This window comes from Stappia albiluteola (assembly GCF_014050225.1).
Taxonomy (GTDB): domain Bacteria; phylum Pseudomonadota; class Alphaproteobacteria; order Rhizobiales; family Stappiaceae; genus Hongsoonwoonella; species Hongsoonwoonella albiluteola.
Map to the genome: position 1 here is coordinate 13722 of NZ_JACFXV010000063.1, position 16661 is coordinate 30382.

The 16661-nt window shown below is 66.3% G+C and carries 17 protein-coding genes and 1 tRNA gene; 13 read left to right on the top strand and 5 right to left on the bottom strand.

What is annotated here, in order from left to right:
- Window positions 1-183 precede the first annotated feature (183 nt).
- Together H2509_RS20990 and H2509_RS15220 are read left to right on the top strand one after the other, a co-directional pair.
- The gene (locus tag H2509_RS20990; protein WP_182166769.1) at window positions 184-648 is read left to right on the top strand and encodes a helix-turn-helix domain-containing protein; all 465 of its coding nucleotides are present in this window, start codon (window positions 184-186) and stop codon (window positions 646-648) included.
- The gene (locus tag H2509_RS15220) at window positions 638-1225 is read left to right on the top strand and encodes a PIN domain-containing protein (RefSeq protein WP_182166771.1); all 588 of its coding nucleotides are present in this window, start codon (window positions 638-640) and stop codon (window positions 1223-1225) included. Before H2509_RS20990 ends, H2509_RS15220 begins: the two co-directional genes overlap by 11 nt.
- Window positions 1226-1407: 182 nt before the next feature.
- Here H2509_RS15220 and H2509_RS15225 read toward each other — a convergent pair.
- The 5 genes from H2509_RS15225 to hemC form a co-directional block, all read right to left on the bottom strand.
- Window positions 1408-1483 (bottom strand) — tRNA-Thr (locus tag H2509_RS15225).
- A gap of 326 nt (window positions 1484-1809) precedes the next feature.
- Window positions 1810-3525, bottom strand: a complete 1716-nt coding sequence (locus H2509_RS15230; RefSeq protein WP_182166773.1) for a heme biosynthesis protein HemY — start codon at window positions 3523-3525, stop codon at window positions 1810-1812.
- 124 nt (window positions 3526-3649) lie between these two features.
- Window positions 3650-5323: a hypothetical protein gene (locus tag H2509_RS15235; RefSeq protein WP_182166775.1), complete on the bottom strand. Its 1674-nt coding sequence runs from the start codon at window positions 5321-5323 to the stop codon at window positions 3650-3652.
- Between the two features lie 114 nt (window positions 5324-5437).
- Window positions 5438-6136, bottom strand: coding sequence for a uroporphyrinogen-III synthase (locus H2509_RS15240; RefSeq protein WP_182166777.1), 699 nt, complete (start codon window positions 6134-6136; stop codon window positions 5438-5440).
- An 8-nt stretch (window positions 6137-6144) separates the two neighbouring features.
- Window positions 6145-7080 (bottom strand): hydroxymethylbilane synthase, encoded by a 936-nt coding sequence (gene hemC, locus H2509_RS15245; protein ID WP_182166779.1) that lies wholly within the window; start codon window positions 7078-7080, stop codon window positions 6145-6147.
- 107 nt (window positions 7081-7187) lie between these two features.
- On the opposite strand from hemC, the gene tsaD reads away from it, so the two are divergent.
- The 11 genes from tsaD to leuB all read left to right on the top strand — a co-directional run bounded on the left by tsaD (window position 7188) and on the right by leuB (window position 16647).
- On the top strand, window positions 7188-8276 hold the full coding sequence (tsaD, locus tag H2509_RS15250; RefSeq protein ID WP_182166781.1) for a tRNA (adenosine(37)-N6)-threonylcarbamoyltransferase complex transferase subunit TsaD: 1089 nt from the start codon (window positions 7188-7190) through the stop codon (window positions 8274-8276).
- Entirely contained in the window at window positions 8276-8785 is a 510-nt protein-coding gene (locus H2509_RS15255; protein WP_182166783.1) for an NUDIX hydrolase, read from the top strand. Before tsaD ends, H2509_RS15255 begins: the two co-directional genes overlap by 1 nt.
- A complete protein-coding gene (locus tag H2509_RS15260; protein ID WP_182166785.1) occupies window positions 8785-9780 on the top strand; it encodes an NAD(P)H-dependent glycerol-3-phosphate dehydrogenase in 996 nt (331 codons plus the stop codon). The genes H2509_RS15255 and H2509_RS15260 overlap by 1 nt, the downstream gene beginning before the upstream one ends.
- Window positions 9781-9942: 162 nt before the next feature.
- Window positions 9943-10230, top strand: a complete 288-nt coding sequence (locus tag H2509_RS15265; RefSeq protein ID WP_182166804.1) for a YciI family protein — start codon at window positions 9943-9945, stop codon at window positions 10228-10230.
- 4 nt (window positions 10231-10234) lie between these two features.
- Window positions 10235-10654 (top strand): EVE domain-containing protein, encoded by a 420-nt coding sequence (locus H2509_RS15270; RefSeq protein WP_182166811.1) that lies wholly within the window; start codon window positions 10235-10237, stop codon window positions 10652-10654.
- The gene (locus H2509_RS15275) at window positions 10654-11322 is read left to right on the top strand and encodes a class I SAM-dependent methyltransferase (protein ID WP_235975006.1); all 669 of its coding nucleotides are present in this window, start codon (window positions 10654-10656) and stop codon (window positions 11320-11322) included. The genes H2509_RS15270 and H2509_RS15275 overlap by 1 nt, the downstream gene beginning before the upstream one ends.
- 114 nt (window positions 11323-11436) lie before the next feature.
- Window positions 11437-12606, top strand: coding sequence for a M20 aminoacylase family protein (locus tag H2509_RS15280; RefSeq protein WP_182166815.1), 1170 nt, complete (start codon window positions 11437-11439; stop codon window positions 12604-12606).
- Between the two features lie 67 nt (window positions 12607-12673).
- Window positions 12674-13435, top strand: a complete 762-nt coding sequence (locus H2509_RS15285; RefSeq protein ID WP_182166817.1) for a sulfite exporter TauE/SafE family protein — start codon at window positions 12674-12676, stop codon at window positions 13433-13435.
- Window positions 13436-13455: 20 nt separating this feature from the next.
- Window positions 13456-14397 carry a threonine/serine dehydratase gene (locus H2509_RS15290; RefSeq protein WP_182166819.1) on the top strand — a complete coding sequence of 314 codons (942 nt, stop codon included), beginning with the start codon at window positions 13456-13458 and terminating at the stop codon, window positions 14395-14397.
- Between the two features lie 156 nt (window positions 14398-14553).
- Window positions 14554-15393: a class I SAM-dependent methyltransferase gene (locus H2509_RS15295; RefSeq protein ID WP_182166821.1), complete on the top strand. Its 840-nt coding sequence runs from the start codon at window positions 14554-14556 to the stop codon at window positions 15391-15393.
- A gap of 141 nt (window positions 15394-15534) precedes the next feature.
- Entirely contained in the window at window positions 15535-16647 is a 1113-nt protein-coding gene (gene leuB, locus H2509_RS15300) for a 3-isopropylmalate dehydrogenase (protein ID WP_182166823.1), read from the top strand.
- The last annotated feature ends 14 nt before the right edge of the window (window positions 16648-16661 follow it).

The window sequence follows — 16661 nt, forward strand, 5'->3', positions numbered from 1 at the left end:
CTTCTTCAGGCCGTTCCCGGCGGCAAGGTTGCCCGGTTCGCTTCGCGCTGCAGCGCGCGGCAAGCCTCGTCACATCCGATGCACGCGCGTCACATGCTTATATATATTTCACTTATTTCACTTATTTCACTTGAGAGCCTGCGCCGGCGATCCTATCTTTAAAGATCGGGAGGGAGAGAAACGATGGCTAAGACCTTGAAAAAATTGGACGAAGATGTCCTGGAGCACCGCCTGCCGACGCCCGAAGAGGTCGAAAGCGCAGCGCAGGCTGCCTCTGCCTTGGCCAATTCACTCGATTCTAACGGCGCGCTTGTCGTTCGAGGTACGCGGGGCAATGACCTGCATATCGCTCCTGCCATTGGTCGCTTGATGATCGACCTGCTATCCGAAGTGGCGAGCGGCAACATGGTTACGCTCGTACCAACCGGCGCAGACCTGACAACGGCCGAGGCTGCCAGCATGCTGAACGTTTCGCGTCCCTTTTTGACGAAACTCCTGAAACGCGGCGATATCAAGCATTTCAGGGTCGGCTCGCACCGGCGTATCAGGTTTGATGACCTGATGGCCTACAAGGCCAGAAGGGATGCGAAGCAGGAGGACGCTCTGGCGGAATTGGCTGTGCTGGGTCAGGAAATGGATGCCGGATAATTTCGTCGCGGACGGCTTTTGCGTCATTCTGGATGCAAACGTGCTGTACCCGAACCGGATGCGCGACATTCTTCTGACGATGGTCCACAAAGGCTTGTTCCGGGCCATGTGGACCGACGAAATCATGGATGAATGGTCGCGCAACGTCTTGGCAAATCACGCGGCGAGCGAGGCTCAAATCCGGCGTACCTTGGCAGTCATGAGAGACGCCTTCGAAGAATGCTGGGTCTACCATCACAGGCCATTGATCGCGGGTATGGAAGGATTGCCGGATGAAGGCGACCGTCATGTGGTCGCTGCAGCTCTGGCGGCAGGAGCTCAACAGATCGTCACCAGCAACCTGAAGGACTTTCCCGCTGAAGTGCTGGAGTCGTATGAGCTGGAAGCAATCGATCCGGATACATTCCTGGTCGGTCAGTTTGAACTCAACCGTTCTCTGGCCGTCAATGCGGTTCGGTCTGTCCGCCAGCGCCTAGACAAGCCTAGTTTCACGAAAAGCGAATTTCTGACGGACCTGACTAGAAAGGGCATGCCGAAATTCGCGGCGGCCCTGAAGCCGTTTTTTGAAGATCTTTAGCAGGTATCGCGCGCCAAGGCTTAGGTTTCTGGGGAGGATATCCGCCATGTATCCGCACAGACCATCTGCTCCGAGTGGTGTGGTGAGAGACAAGTGCCTTTGGCGATTTGGGTCAGGAAGGCGCTGCACTCAAGTGCCATCCTTCGGTGCAAATCCGACTCGGTAAGTCTTTACTGAAAAAGTGGTGCCGGTGAACGGACTCGAACCGCCGACCCCATCATTACGAATGACGTGCTCTACCAACTGAGCTACACCGGCGCACCAGACGCACGGGCCTTCAGGCATCGGCCCTGCTATGTCAGGCTCCGCGCTGCCGGCCCGTTGGTTTCAAGAGGCTTTCGCGGCACCGGTAAGCCGGGTGCGTGAGCAAAGCCCGCCAGTCGAGCGCCTGCGGCGAAGCGGAGTGATCGCTTGATAGCGGAGAGGCAGGCCGGATGCAAGAGGCTTGGCCGGTAATCCGCAACAACGCCGAAATTGCCCTTTCCGCTCAGGCGATCGGCCGCCGTCACGGGCGGCCGCGTCCCGTCATTGCGCTGCCTTCGCCCTGCCCTGGAAGGCGGAAGGGAAGGCTCTTCCCGCAGCCGTCAATTGAAGAAGCGGAAGCCCGGCTTCTGGGCGGGCTCGTCCTCGTCCATGTCGGGGCCCGGATCGTCCGGCATGTGCTTCAGCGGAAAATCGATCGTTTCCGAAGATCTGGGCGTAGCCGGTTTTTCCTGCGGTCTGGCGGCCGCCGGAGCGGATTGCGCTGGGCGCGCGGCGGCGGATGATGCCGAGCCATTGCCGGGCGCTGTTTCCCTTGCAGGTGCCGCGGGTTCGGGCGCGGCGCCCGTTGCGGGTGCCTCCTCGCGCCTCTCCTTCGGCACTGCCGGTTCCGCGGGCTTTGCTTCCGCCTTTGCCGTATCCGGTGCCGCTTCGATGACTTTTACGGGCTCCGGCTCCGGGGCTTTTTCGGCGGCGGCAATGGCCGGCAGTTCGGCCATCAGCGCTTCGTCGATCTCCTCGACCGTTTCCTCGTGATTGAGCACTGCCGGCACCTTCCATTCGAAGGCGTCGATGCGGCCGGTGACCGGGGAAACCGGCATCCATTCGTCCGAGATGAAACCATCGGCGACCCAGGTTTCGTCCGCCGGGGCGCGGACGGCGCGGGCCAGCCACTCGCGCACGCGGCCACGGTCGCCATGTTCGGCTTCCTCGAGTTCGGCCATCAGCAGGCAGGCGCGGCGCGTCGGGTGGCTGCGGACCACGCCGGCAAGCTGCTCGCGCGCCATCGACCATTCGCGCGCCTCGATCGCCACCGCGCCAAAGGCGAGGGCGCCGGCGGTGCTGTTGGGCCGCAGGGCGATCAGCGTCTTGATGCGGGCAAGCCGGTCATGGGCGGAATCGCCCGACCGCGCATGGGCGTAGGCGTCGGCAAGGTCGGGGTGCGGTTCGAGCTTCCAGGTGGTCTCGACGACCTTGAGCGCCTTGCGGATATCGCCGCGCCGCGACGACAGCCGGGCCGCGACGACGGCGGCGGGAACGAGATCCGGCGCCAGCCCGTGGGCATCGAGCGCAAGGCCGCGGGCTTGATCCGGCTCGTGATCCTCAAGCTGCAGGGCACGGGCGGTCATCAGCACCGCCTTGTGGCGGCGGAAGGTCTTCTTGTCGATCAGCTTGGCGCCGTAATTGCGCTCGAGCGAGGCAAGCGCTGCCTGCCAGTCTTCCGCCATCGCCTGATAGCCGAGCACCGCGCGCCCCGCCCAGGGCAGACCCGGCACCAGCGACGCCGCCTCTTCGGCATAGTGGCGCGCGGCGACCGGCTCACCCAGACGCTCCGCCTCGACGAACAGGCCGTGCAGGCCGACGGGCTTCAGCTTCGGGTCGTCGAGCATCGCCTCGAAGCGCTTGCGCGCCTCGTCGCGGTCGCCGGCAAGCTGGGCCGTCTGGGCCAGAAGCAGGGAAGCGGCGGGCTCGCTCTTCAGCAGTCTGGAGGCTTCCGTGGCATAGCGACGGGCGGAGGGCGCGTCGCCAAGGCCGAGCGACACCAGGCCGCGCGACAGGGCCTCGTAGCCACGCTCGCGGCGGCGGCGGCGGAAGAAGCGGGAGGCGATGTCCGGCGAGCGCAGGATAGTGCGCAGCAGGCCCCAGCCGATCATCACGGCGACGAACAGCGCCGCGATGGCGATAAGCGCGGTCATCAGCGCCGTCTCGATCCGGTAGCCCTGCCAGTCGAGCGTAATCACCCCCGGCCGGTCCGCTACCCAGGATGCGCCGAGCGCGACGGCGAAGACGACGGCGATAAAGACCAGGACGCGGATCATGGCGTCGTTCTCCCGATACTCACTCCGTCCCCGAAGAGGGGATTGCACAAAATCTCACCCGGGATTTGATGCTTGCACGAAACTGCAAGCAGCCCAAAACCCTATTTTTTCCTGCCCGGCCGGTTCAGCCGCCCGAACTGCCGAGGCCCTGCAACACGGTGGCGGCGACTTCGCCCGCCAGTTTTTCGGCCTCCACCCGCGCCCTTGCATTGCCTGCCCAGTCCGCGCCGGCGGCCCTGGCGGCTTCCGGCAGCGTGTCATAGGCGGCAAGCGCCGCGTCGAGGTCGCCGGCCCTGACGCTCGCCTCCATCCGGGCGAGCGCGGCCTCGGGCGATGCCCCGTCGCCGGCATCGAGCCGCCGGACGTTGACGAGGGAGCGGGCATTGGACAGGAACGTACCGACCAGATCGTCGCCTGCCGGCTGGTCGAGCGCCGCCGACATGGCGCGCGCTGAGGCCGGGAACCCGGCGATCAGCCGCGAGGCGGAAAGCACTCCGCTCTCCGCGTGGGCGGACAGGGCGGACAGGTCCTTTTCCTGCGGCAGCGTTGCGGAAAGGGCCGCAAGTTCCGTAGCATAGGGGCGGCCGGCATCGAGCGCGGTCTGCAGGGCAGCCACCGCCAGTGCACGGGCGGCGACTTCGCGCGCGGTCGCGTCGCCCACCCGGCTTTCCAGCGGCTCCAGCCGGTTCCGGACGGCGGCAATATCCGCCTTCAGTCCGGCGAGGATTTCCGTGTTGGCGGCGACCTTGCCGGAAAGCTCTTCCAGGCGCCCGGCCAGCGCGGCGGCCGTTTCCTGCGCCGCCTTGGTGCCGGCTTCGGTGGCCGCAAGCCTGTCGCCGAGGCCGCTCGCCTCGGATTGCAGCGTGGCGATGGCGCTGGCCTGACCCTGCAACGCCTCGAATTTCGTCGAGAGTTCGGACAGGGAGGACTTGAGGGTTTCCTGGTCCTGCTGGAGGCTGGCAAGACCCGCCGTTTCCCCGGCATTGCCGGAGGAAACGAAACGGCGAAGCTCGCTCAGGCCCTGGCCCAGCTTGTCGATCTCCTGGCTGAGCGCCTGACTTGCCTCGTTTGTTCCCGACGAGACCCGGTTCTCCAGGTCGGCGAGGCGCTTTTCGAGCACGCCGCTTGCGCCCGGATTGGCGCGGGAAAATTCGGCAAGCCGGCTTTCCAGTTCGGCGACACGGGTCTGGGAAGCGTCGATCAGGCTGCGCAGTTCGGAGTCCACGGCTCCGGAACCCGACGAGAGATAACCCGCCTGATTGAGCCCGTAGCCGGCGGCGGCCACCACCGCGGCACCGACGATGCCGGCGGCGAGCAGGCCGCCGAAGCCGTGGCCGCGACGCTCGGTCGTCTCTTCGGCAGGCGGCGACGCCTCGGCGGTCGCCTTCGCGGTCGAGTCGGCGGGTTTTGCCGATTTTTCAGGCGCGGGCCTTTCGTCTTTCGGCGGAGATGACGGCTGGTCGGCCTGCTTGTCGCTTTCCGGTCCCGCCTTCTCAGGCTTCTTGTCTTCCGCCTTGGCGGCTTCCGGCTTCGAGGCTTCGGCGGGCTTTTCCTTCGCAGGATTGGCAGGTGCGGTGCTTGCGGCGGAGGAAGGCTTGGCAGAGGACGCTTCGGACTTCGCGCCCGCAGAAGCGGCAGCGGCCGCCTTGCCGACTTCCCTGGCTTCCAGGTCGATGGTCACGGACTTGCGCGCGCCGGCCGCCTGGCTGCCGGGCTTCTCCCCGGGCTTGCCTGCGGGGCCGCTCTTGCTGGCGCTGCCCGGCTTTTTCTCGTCGGCTGCCATCGCATCGTCCTCCATCGATCATCCGCTTGCCGCGGACACTCAGACTATAACTGCCAAAGGCGACCCAATGCACTGCTTCCAAAGCAGAAAAATGACAGGGGCCGGGGCGGTGATTCCCCGCTACCCATATCACGCCCCTTCAAGGAGGGCGAAGAGGTGGTGCTCATCCGGCGATGCGGCAATGTGAACCGCCCCGAAGGGTCGCAGGAGCTCGCCCACATTTTCGGAAAGGCAGGCAAAGCGAAGCCGGGGCATGGGTTGCAGCCGGGCGAACGCCTTGGTCAGGGCCTGCGCGGTGCGGCGGGAGTACACAAGCACCCAGTCGATGTGCCCGGCCTGCAACTCGGCGGCAACGCTGGTGGGGAAAACCTCGATGGGCTTAGCGCCATAGACCTCGACCATGCGGCAGGGCACGCCGGTCTCAGCCAGCATGGCGGCCAGATCGGCGGAGCGCTCCTGCCCCGCGAGGTAGAGAACCGCGCCCTGCAGAGCTTCTCCGGCAATGAGGCGGGCGAGATCCTCCGCCGTGCCTTGCGCTGCAATCGCCCTTACCGCCCCGGCGGAGCGGGCGGCGTCCGCCGTCCTCGTCCCGACGCAATAGACCGGAAGCCGCCAAAGCTTCGTCCATTCGGCGCGATCGCGAACCGCTTCGATTGCCCGCGCACTGGTCAGAGCGACGGCGGTCATCCCGGCAAGGTCGATCGCATCGGCCTCAAGGGGGATGATTTCGAGCATCGGTGCCACCACCACTTCCGCCCCGAACCGTTGCCGTAGACGGGTCGCGGTGCGGCTGGCCTGAGGTTCTGGACGGGTGACGAGAAGGCGCACGGATGACCTCAGTGGCTGAAGAAATCCGGGCCGCCGCGTGCCTTCAGCGCCTGACCGGCGCGGGCGCCGATTCCGGCGGCTTCGCCGGCAGCGCCCCGGCTCTCGATCTCATGCACCTCGCTGCCGTCGGGCTTGAGGATCAGCCCGCGAAAGGTCACCTCGCCCGCTTCGAGCCGGGCAAGCCCGCCGATTGGAGTGCGGCAGGAACCGTCGAGCTCGGCGAGGAAGGCGCGTTCGGCGGCAAGGCAGGTCGCCGTTTCGGTGTGATGGATCGCCTGCAGCAGGGCGATGGTTTCGCCGTCATCGGCGCGCGTTTCGATGCAGATCGCGCCCTGGCCGACGGCGGGGAGGAAATCCTCCGTCTCGAGCAGCGAGGTGACCTCGCCCGCTAGGCCGAGACGCTTCAGCCCGGCGAAAGCGAGCAGCGTGGCGTCGACCTCGCCGGCGGCGAGCTTGGCAAGGCGGGTCTGGACGTTGCCGCGATAGGTGACGACCTCGATATCCGGCCGCAGACGCTTGATCATCGCCTGCCGGCGCAGCGACGAGGAGCCGACCACGGCGCCTTGCGGCAGGTCCTGCAGCCGCTTCGCCTTGGGCGAGATGAAGGCGTCGCGCACGTCCTCGCGCGGCAGGAAGGCGGTAAGGCCAAGGCCCTCCGGCAGCACGGTCGGCATGTCCTTGGAGGAATGGACCGCAAGGTCGATGTCGCCGTCGATCAGCGCCTGCTCGATTTCCTTGGTGAAAAGGCCCTTGCCGCCGACTTCCGACAGCGGGCGATCCTGGATCCTGTCGCCCGACGTCTTGATGACGACGATCTCGAATGCATCGCTCCCAAGACCATGCGCCTTCATCAGGCGATCGCGCGTCTCGTGCGCCTGGGCGAGCGCCAGCGCGCTGCCGCGCGTACCGATGCGAATGGATTTTGGTCTATTCTTCGTTTGCAAGGGTCCCGATCCCGATGTTAGAGCGGAGCGCGATGATAGGCGCTGCGATGCACTAGGCCAATGCGGTCGATTGCGCTTCGGCGGCGCACGAATGGCAGGCCGAAATCATGTCTTCCCCCCTGACGGTGCTTGGCATTGAAACGAGCTGCGACGAAACCGCCGCCGCGGTCGTCAGCCGCACGCCCGAAGGGCGCGGCCACATTCTCTCCAATGTCATCCGTTCGCAAGTGGACGAGCATGCCGAATTCGGCGGAGTGGTACCCGAGATCGCTGCCCGTGCCCATATCGAAATTCTCGACGGCCTGATCGCGAAGGCGATGCGCGAGGCGGATCTCGGCTGGGACGGGATCGACGCGGTGGCCGCGACCGCCGGCCCCGGCCTGATCGGTGGCGTGATTGTCGGACTGCTGACTGCGCGCGCCGTGGCCGCGGCGAGCGGCAAGCCGCTCATCGCCGTCAACCACCTGGAAGGCCATGCGCTGACGGCCAGGCTGACCGACAGCCTCGACCTTCCCTATCTCTTGCTGCTGGTTTCCGGCGGTCACACGCAGTTCCTGCTGGTGGAGGGCGTCGGGCAGTACCGGCGCCTCGGCTCCACCATCGACGATGCGATCGGCGAGGCCTTCGACAAGACGGCCAAGCTGCTCGGCCTCGGCTTTCCGGGCGGACCGGCGGTGGAGAAGATGGCCGCTGCCGGAGACCCGGCGGCGTTCCGCCTGCCGCGCCCCCTGCTCGACCGGCCCGGCCTGGACATGTCCTTCGCCGGCCTGAAGACGGCGGTACGCAACGCAGCCTATCAGGCGGCCCCTCTCTCGGACCGGGCGGTTGCCGATCTCTGCGCCGCCTTCCAGCAGGCGGTCGCCGACGTGGTGGGCGAAAAGAGCCGCCGGGCGATCGATCATTTCCGCGACCTGCATCCGGACCGGGAGCCGGTGCTGGTGATCGCCGGCGGCGTGGCTGCCAACAGCGCGATCCGCGGCCGGCTGGAAGAGCTTGGCCAGGAAACCGGCGCGCGGCTGGTGGCGCCGCCGCACGCGCTTTGCACCGACAATGCGGCGATGATCGCCTGGGCCGGCATCGAGCGGATGCTGCTCGGACCCGTCGACGACCGGCACGTGGCGCCGCGTCCGCGCTGGCCGCTCGATGCGTCGGCCGATGCGGTGCTCGGGTCGGGACGCAAGGGGGCGAAGGCCTGATGGACGAGATCTACCGCAATGGCGTCGTCTGTCCGACCCCGCCGCTGCCGCCTTTCGGCCTCAAGCACAAGGCCTATATCTACCTGACCTGCGGATCGAAGCTGCTGGTCTTCGCGCAACCCGACGAACCGGATGTGGGTCTGCAGGTGCCGGGCGGCACGCTGGATCCCGGCGAAAGCTACCTGCATGGCGCGAGGCGGGAATTCGCGGAGGAAACCGGGCTGGCGCTGCCGCTTTGCCTCGACCACCTGGGCGACCAGGACGTGCTCTTCGACAATGCCGCCGGCCGCGACCTGCATCGCCGCAGGCTGTTTCACGCCCGCACCGCCCGGATCGACAGGCAGGAATGGGAGCATTTCGAGATGACGCCGTCGGCGGGCGGCGACCCGATCCGCTTCCGCCTGTTCTGGATCGACCTTTTCGACGATCTCGCCCATGACGAGAACGCTTTCTTTGCCGGCTTCGCGGCACCGCTCGGCGAGCTGCGCCGGCGGATCGGGAGGGCGTGATGGCGGGAATCCGGCGCATTGCGGTGATCGGAGGCGGGGCGTGGGGCACGGCGCTGGCGCTGGTCGCTGCCCGCGCGGGCCGGGACGTCGCGCTGTGGGCGCGCGATGCGGCAACGGTGGATGCAATCAACGGCGCTCGCGAAAACCCCCGCTTCCTGCCGGGCATCACCTTCGACAGAGGCCTTGTCGCGACGACGGAGCTGGAAACGGCGATGCGCGGCGCCGATGCCGTGCTTCTGGTGACGCCGGCGCAGACGACGCGCGAAGTGGCGGGCCGGATCGCGCCCTTTTGCCTGCCGGGCGCGCCGGTGATCCTGGCCGCCAAGGGCATCGAGCGCGGCTCAGGGCTGCTGCTGTCGGACGTGCTGCGCGAAGCGCTGCCGGAAGCGGTGCCGGCGGCTTTGTCCGGCCCGAGCTTTGCCGCCGATGTCGCGCGCAAATTACCGACTGCGGTGACGATTGCAGCGGGCGACGAGACAGTGGCCGACGCGCTATCGGCGGCGCTCGCCTCGCCTAGTTTCCGTCCCTATGCTTCCGGCGATCTGATCGGCGTGCAGGTGGGCGGCGCGCTGAAGAACGTGCTGGCCATCGCCTGCGGCGCCGTGGAGGGCCGGGGTTGGGGTGCAAGCGCGCGGGCCGCGCTGACGGCACGCGGCTTCGTGGAGCTGTCGCGGCTGGGGGCGGCGCTCGGCGCGCGCCCCGAAACGCTGACTGGCCTGTCCGGCCTCGGCGACCTGGTGCTGACCTGTTCCAGCGAGCAGTCGCGCAATTTCGCCTTCGGCATCGCGCTCGGAAAAGCGGGGACGGCGCCGATGGCGCAGGGCGGCAAGCTGGCCGAAGGCGTCTTCAGCGCGCAGGTTGCGGTGGATATCGGCAAGCGGCACGGCGTGGAATTGCCGATCTCGGGCGCGGTAGCCGCCGTCCTCGGCGGATCGCTCAGCCTGGATGATGCGCTCGAAGCGCTGATGACGCGGCCACTGAAACGGGAAAGCTGAGGGAGGAACCGGGCCTGTGCGGTCCGGCCATGCGCGGCTGATGTAGAAGCGCGTTCGTTGACGACGCGGCGTCAGGATCGCGAAGGTTTCCGCCCGCTCCGATCGGCGATTGAGTTTCCCCCGCGACCGCCCTAACTTGCCCGCCCGACAGGAGGAAAATTGATGCTTTATGCGCTGATCTGCACCGACAAACCCCATTCGCTCCAGACCCGCCTCGACAATCGCGAGGCCCATCTCGGCTTCCTGAAGGCGATGGGCGACAAGCTGAAGGCTGGCGGGCCCTTCATGGACGACGACGGCAACATGACCGGCTCGCTGCTCATCATCGAGGCGGCCAACCGCGACGAGATCCTGGCGATTTCCCAGGAGGATCCCTATGCCCGCGCCGGTCTCTTCGAAAGCGTCGAGATCCGTCCCTGGAAGTGGGTCGCCAAGAACCCGGAGGCCTGACATCGTGCGCTACTGGCTCTTCAAGTCCGAGCCCTTCAAGTGGTCCTGGGAGATGCAGAAGGCCAGAGGTGCCGCCGGCGAGCAGTGGGACGGCGTGCGCAACTACCAGGCGCGCAACAACATGCGCGCCATGGAGCTCGGCGATCTCGGCTTTTTCTATCACTCCAACGAGGGCAAGGAGATCGTCGGCATCGTCGAGGTCTGCGCCCTTGCCCATCCCGACAGCACGACGGACGATCCGCGCTGGGAATGCGTTGACATCCGCGCGGTGAAGGACATGCCGAAACCGGTGACGCTGGCCGACGTCAAGGCGGAGCCTCGCCTGGCCGAGATGTCGCTGGTCACCAGCATGCGCCTTTCCGTGCAGCCGGTGACGGAAGAGGAATGGAAGATCGTCTGCGAGATGGGCGGACTGAAGGAGTGATGGCGAGCGAGGCGGAGCGCGAGGCCTTCATCAGGGCCGAGACCGCCGTCCATGCCGTTCCCCATGCCCCGGAGATCCGCCTCCATCTGGCCGACGAGGCGATGGATCTGTGGGAGAAGACGGAAGAGGAACTGGGTGCCATGGGCCTGCCGCCGCCGTTCTGGGCCTTTGCCTGGGCGGGCGGGCAGGCTCTTGCCCGCTACATCCTCGATCATCCTGAAATCGTCGCCGGCAGGAGGGCCTATGACTTCGCCGCCGGGTCCGGTCTGGTGGCGATCGCCGCCGCGAAGGCAGGTGCCGCAGAAGTCACGGCGAGCGAGATCGACGCCTTCGCGCTGATCGCCATTCGCCTCAATGCCGAATTGAACGGCGTCACGGTGGCGGCGACCGGCGAGGATGCGACGGCGGGCGATCCGCCGGCCGCCGATGTTTTGTTTTGCGGCGACGTCTTCTACGAAAAGCCGATGGCGGCGAAGGTGCTGGCCTTTCTCGACCGGGCCCTCGAGGCGGGGATTGCGGTTTATGTCGGCGACCCCGGCCGGTCCTACCTGCCGAAGGAGCGGCTGGAGCTGGCCGCCACCTACGAGGTGCCGGTGATCCGCGCGCTGGAGGATGCCGCGGTGAAGAAGACGAGCGTCTTCACGCTCAAGCGATGGCCTGCCAAGTGAAAATCTCTTTTCGGGCCTTGCCTTGAGGGCCAAGTCGGCGTGAGATACGCCTCCCGGGGCGGGTCGTTCGTGCGCTGCCCCCGCATCGTATTCATAAGTGTTTCGAGGACCGACATGCCGACCGTCAACCGATTTGCCGAGCTTGCCGACGAGATCACCGAATGGCGCCGGGACATCCACGCCAATCCGGAACTGCAATACGACGTGCATCGCACCGCGGCGCTCGTGGCGGAAAAGCTGACCGCTTTCGGGCTGGACGAGGTGGTGCCGGGGATCGGCCGCACCGGCGTCGTCGGCGTGATCAGGGGCAGGTCGAATGCCTCAGGAAAGGTGGTGGGCCTGCGCGCCGACATGGACGCGCTGCCGATCGAGGAAGCCACCGGCAAACCCTATGCCTCGACCGTGCCCGGAAAGATGCATGCCTGCGGCCATGACGGGCACACCGCGATGCTGCTGGGCGCGGCCAAGTATCTTTCCGAGACGCGAAACTTCGACGGCACCGTCGTCGTCATCTTCCAGCCGGCGGAAGAGGGCGGCGCCGGCGCCAAGGCGATGATCGACGACGGGATGATGGAGCGCTTCGGCATTCAGGAAGTCTACGGCATGCACAACATGCCCGGCGCCCCGGTGGGCACCTTCGCCATCCGCCCCGGCGCGCTGATGGCCGCCGCCGACCGCATCACGATCGATATCGAGGGCAAGGGCTGCCATGCCGCCAAGCCGCATGAAGGCATCGACACGATCCTCGTCGGCAGTCAGATCGTCAACGCGCTGCAATCGATCGCCAGCCGCAACACCGATCCTCTGGAATCGATGGTCGTTTCTATCACCATGTTCAATGCCGGTTTCACCGACAACGTGATCCCGCAGCAGGCGCGGTTGCGCGGCACGGTGCGCACGCTGGTGCCGGAACTGCGCGACATGGCCGAGGAACGCATCCGCAGGATCGTGGAACTGACCGCCGAGGCCTATGGCGCGACCGCCACGCTGCATTACAGCCGCGATTATCCGGTGACGGTGAACAACGCCGAGAAGGCGGCCTTTGCCGCCTCCGTCGCGGCCTCGATCGTCGGCGAGGCGAATGTGGAGACCAACGTGCCGCCGACCATGGGCGGCGAGGATTTCTCCTTCATGCTGGAGGCCCGGCCGGGCGCTTTCATCTTCGCCGGCAATGGCGACAGCGCCTCGCTGCATCACCCTGCCTATGACTTCAACGACGACCTGATCCCGGTCGGCTGCTCCTACTGGGTGAAGCTGGTCGAAACGGCGATGCCGGCTGCGTAAGCAGTCTTGAATCCTTCCGGCGGAGCGTGGAGCCGCTCCGCCGGCCCTCCTTCCAGATATTCCCTTCATGCTCACGCTCTTCCCGCCGGAAATTTCCGCGCTGACCGGCTGGCTGCTGGTCGGGGCGAGCTTCTTTACCTCCGCGCTGACGGCCGCCGTCGGCCTTGGCGGCGGAGCGGCGCTCATTGCCATCATGGCCAACCTGATGCCGGTCACGGCGCTGGTGCCGGTGCATGGCGTCATCCAGCTCGGCTCCAATGCAGGGCGCGCGATTGTACAGTTCCGCCACATGGAATGGGCGATCCTCGGCTGGTTCGCGGCGGGCGCGGTGATCGGAGCGCTCGCTGGCGGTTCCATCGCCGTCAGCCTGCCGGCGCCGGTACTGCGGCTCGGCATCGGGCTGTTCATCCTCTGGATGATGTGGGGGACGGTGCCGAAGTTCCACGAGGCGCCGAAGCGGGTGATGGTGGCGACGGGCTTCGTCGCGACCGCTCTCAGCATGTTCTTCGGCGCGGCCGGCCCCGTGGGCGGAGCGGTGCTCGCCACGCTTGGCCTGTCGCGGCACGGTTTCGTCGCCACGCAGGCAGGCACCGCGCTGCTGATGCATTTGCTGAAGATCGCCGTCTTCGGGCTGCTTGGCTTCGCCTTCGCACCCTGGGCGGGGTTGATGGCGGCGATGATCGCCAGCGGCTTCCTCGGCACGCTGGCGGGCACGCAGCTGCTCGGTCGCATGAACGAGCAGACCTTCCGCAAAGGCTTCAAGCTGGTTATGACTGTGCTGGCGCTGAACCTGCTTTGGCGCGGCGTCGCCGAGATGATCGGCATCTGAAACGCGGGAAGCGATGATCCATGGCCGTGACGACCGCCGATATCGAAGCCGCCTATGAGCGTATCGCCGGGCACATCCGCCGCACGCCGGTGATGGAAAGCGGTGCGGGCTCCTTCGGCATCGACCGCTCGCTCAGCCTCAAGCTGGAGCTCTTCCAGCATGGCGGCTCGTTCAAGGCGCGCGGCGCCTTCAACAACCTGCTGTCGCGCCCGGTGCCGGAAGCGGGCGTTGCGGCGGCATCCGGCGGCAATCATGGCGTGGCGGTAGCCTATGCGGCACGCTCGCTCGATCTGCCGGCGGATATTTTCGTGCCGGAGACCTCCGCGCCGGCCAAGATCGCCAAGGTCCGGGCGATGGGGGCAAGGCTGCATGTGGGTGGCGCACGCTACGCCGACGCGGCGGAGGCTTGCGCCCGGCACCGGGCACATAGCGGGGCGATCGACATCCATGCCTATGATGCTGCGGAAACCATTGCCGGGCAGGGCACCGTGGCGCTGGAATGGGAAGAACAGACGCCGGATCTCGATACGGTTCTGGTCGCGGTTGGTGGTGGCGGACTGATTTCCGGCATCGCCACCTGGTTTTCCGGCGACGTGAAGGTCGTCGGCGTCGAGCCCGTCGGCTCCTGTGCCCTGCAGGCAGCGCTGGAGGCGGGCCATCCGGTTGACGTGGATGTGGAGAGCATCGCCGCCGATAGTCTCGGGGCGAAACGCTGCGGCAATCTCGTCTACGAAATCTGCCGGGAGAAGGTCGACAGCGTGGTGCTCGTCGGCGACGCCGCGATCGCGGAAGCGCAGGCACGGCTGTGGCGCGATGCGCAGATCGCGACCGAACCGGGTGGCGCGACGGCTTTGGCAGCCCTCATTTCCGGGGCCTACAAGCCGGTGGCGGACGAGCGGGTCGGCGTGCTGGTCTGCGGTGGCAATGTCGATCCAGAGGCGCTGTCGAGGTTTGGAGCCTGACGATCCTGATTATTGTCAATATTACCAGGAATCCATCTAAATTCCTTTGCGTAAACTATAACTCGAATTGAAATTAAATTTAGGGTTTTGTGGCGTTGCCGTTGCGATAAACTTTCTGTGTATTGCGGCAGGTGAAGAGCAACAGAAGGCAATCCGATGGAACCTTCCGCCATATCGGGGCGTCAGGCTGCGGCTCGCGACAGCGAGGCGGAGATGACGGACCTCAACGCGCAGGCTTTTTTCAGCGCCAGGGTGGCGCGGCAACTGGCGGCCGAGCGGCTGCAGCCGGCCGAAGCGGTGATCCTCATCCGCTACCGGGATGCCTATGCCGGCAAGAGCGTGCTCGACCTCGGCGTCGGCTCGGGTCGCACGACGCGCTACCTGCTGCCCTTCTCGCGGACCTATCTCGGCCTCGACCTGTCGGTGGAAATGCTGGCGCTCGCCAAGGACACCTTTCCGGCCGCCCGTTTCGTTAAGGGAGACCTACGCGATATCGACCGGGCAATCGGTGAGGAGGAGCCGCCATTCGACTTCGTGCTGATCGCCTACAACACGATCGACGTTCTTTCCCATGCCGACCGGCTGGCGCTCATCGACGCAATCAGGGCGCGGCTCGTGCCCGGCGGTCTGTTCGTCTTCTCAACCCACAACCGGGCCTGGCACGGCTCCGGCCGGCCGCCAAGCTTTCCGACCCGGCACGGCTTTGGCGATTTGCCGCATTATGTCTGGGCGGTGATCACGACGCTGCGCGAACGGCGCAACCACATCCGTCTCGCCTCCCGCCAGCGGCAGGAGGCCGATCATGCGATCGTCACGGGATCCCTGCGCCGCTCGGGCCTCGTCTATTGCATCGACGAGGCGGCGCAGCGCCGACAGCTCCGCGAGCATGGGTTCGAGGTGCTGTCAGTCTACGACTGCAACGCCGATCCGGTCGAGTCAGGGAAGCCGGCGGCCGACAGCTACAATCTCCATTTCGTCTGCCGCGCCGCCGATTGAGCCGCTTCGAGCCTTCGCCGGCCTTGCCAAGGCGCGCGTGAGTCATTAGCAGATTGCCTGAAATCTTTCCTTACGCACGGTACGGCGGCGTCCCCGAGCCGCCCGCCGTTCCAGTGACCGCAGCCAAACGAAAGACGACCCATGGCGACCAACAAGCTCCTGCTCCTCCCCGGCGACGGCATCGGCCCGGAAATCATGACCGAGGTCAAGAAGATCATCGGATGGTTCAATGCCCGCGGAACCGTGTCCTTCGAGACCGAAGACGATCTGGTGGGTGGCGCGGCCTATGACGCCCACGGGCAGGCGGTGTCCGACGCCACGATGGAGCGCGCGCTTGCCGCCGACGCGGTGATCTTCGGCGCCGTCGGCGGTCCGAAGTGGGACGGCGTAGCCTACGAGGTGCGTCCCGAGGCCGGCCTGCTGCGCCTGCGCAAGGATTTGGAGCTATTCGCCAACCTGCGCCCGGCGATCTGCTATCCGGCGCTCGCCGACGCCTCGTCGCTGAAGCGGGAAGTGATCGAGGGCCTCGACATCCTCATCCTGCGCGAGCTGACCGGCGGCGTCTATTTCGGCGAACCGAAGGAGATCATCGATCTCGGCAACGGCCAGAAACGCGGCATCGACACGCAGGTTTACGACACCTACGAGATCGAGCGCATTTCCCGCATGGCCTTCGAACTGGCGCGCACCCGCTCCAACAAGGTTACGTCGATGGAAAAGCGCAACGTGATGAAGTCGGGGGTGCTGTGGAACGAGGTCGTCACCGCGACCCACAAGCAGGGCTACGAGGACGTGCAACTGGAGCATATGCTGGCGGATGCCGGCGGGATGCAGCTGGTGCGCTGGCCGAAGCAGTTCGACGTGATCGTGACCGACAACCTGTTCGGCGACATGCTGTCCGACGTGGCGGCGATGCTGACCGGCTCGCTCGGCATGCTGCCGTCGGCCTCGCTCGGCGCTCCGGACGGCAAGACGGGCAAGCGCAAGGCGCTCTATGAGCCGGTGCACGGTTCGGCGCCGGATATTGCCGGGACGGGAGCGGCCAACCCGATCGCGATGATCGCCTCCTTCGGCATGGCGCTGCGCTATTCCTTCGGCCTGGTGGCCGAGGCCGACATGCTCGACAAGGCAATCGCCAATGCGCTGGGCAAGGGCCTGCGAACCCGCGACATCGCGGCCAAGGGGGAGGCGACCGTCAGCACCGCAGGGATGGGCGACGCAATCGTTGCCGAACTCGACGCGCTGAGCGCCTGAAGCCCCTGAAGCCT